Here is a 965-nt window from a genome sequence, read left to right on the forward strand (position 1 = left end):
TGCCTTGCAGCGCCTGCTGGGCCTGGACCACCTGCTGCACGCCCTGCTCCGCCTCCTCGATGCCCAGGCTGGCGATCTGCACGGCTTCGTCGGCCCCGGCGCGCAGGCTCTGGATGATGCCCTGGATCTGCTGGGTCGACTCGCGGGTCTTGCCGGCCAGGGCCCGCACCTCATCGGCGACCACGGCAAAACCACGGCCCTGCTCACCAGCTCGGGCTGCCTCGATGGCCGCATTCAGGGCCAGCAGGTTGGTCTGGTCGGCAATCGCCTGGATCATGCTCGCCGCCACCATGATCTCCTGGGTCTGCCCGGCCAGATCGCCCACGGCCTGGTTGATCTGGGTCACGGTGCGCGCCAGCAACTGGATGGCATCCCGCGAGGTGCCGGCCACCTCGCTGCCCTGCCGAGCCAGCAGGTTGGCGGTGTGGGCTTCGCTGGCGGTGTGCTGGACGTGTTCAGCGACCTCGGTGATTGAAGCAGCCATCTGGGTCATGGCGGCCGCGGTCATGTCGGTTTCCGCCCGCTGCTCCAGCAGCGCCGACTCGGTGCGGCTGGACAATTGGCTGGAATCGGCCGCTGCGGTAGCCATCTGCCGGGCCAGATCGCTGAGGCGGGTCAGGGCGGTCTTTAGGCGCGCCTCCTCACTGATCAGGATCATCTGCAACTGCGCCGCCGGCCCCAGTGCTTCGCTGTAGGCCAGGGCGCAGATCGGATCGGCAAAGGTATTCGGTGTGCTACTGACAATCTGCTTGAGCTGCTGCCCCAGGCGGCGCTGGGCCAGCAGCCCGACAGCCACGAAACCCGCGACGGTCAGGCCCTGGGCGGCCAGCGTCGGTAGCCAGTGGAAGGCGGCCAGGCAGCCTACCGCCACCGCCACCGGCAGCAGCAAGGGCCGGGCTGCGGCCTCGATGCGGCGCCAGGCGCAGACCGGCGCCTTGTCGGCCCGCAGGCGCGCATACAAGGTT

The 965-nt window shown here is 69.2% G+C and carries 1 protein-coding gene; it reads right to left on the minus strand.

Going from position 1 to position 965, the window contains the following annotated elements; genetic code table 11:
- On the minus strand, positions 1 to 961 hold a 961-nt coding region (locus F6S12_RS32215; RefSeq protein WP_409999884.1), incomplete at its 3' end, for a methyl-accepting chemotaxis protein.
- Positions 962 to 965: the final 4 nt, after the last annotated feature.

This window comes from Pseudomonas sp. JV245A (assembly GCF_032424515.1).
GTDB lineage: Bacteria > Pseudomonadota > Gammaproteobacteria > Pseudomonadales > Pseudomonadaceae > Aquipseudomonas > Aquipseudomonas protegens.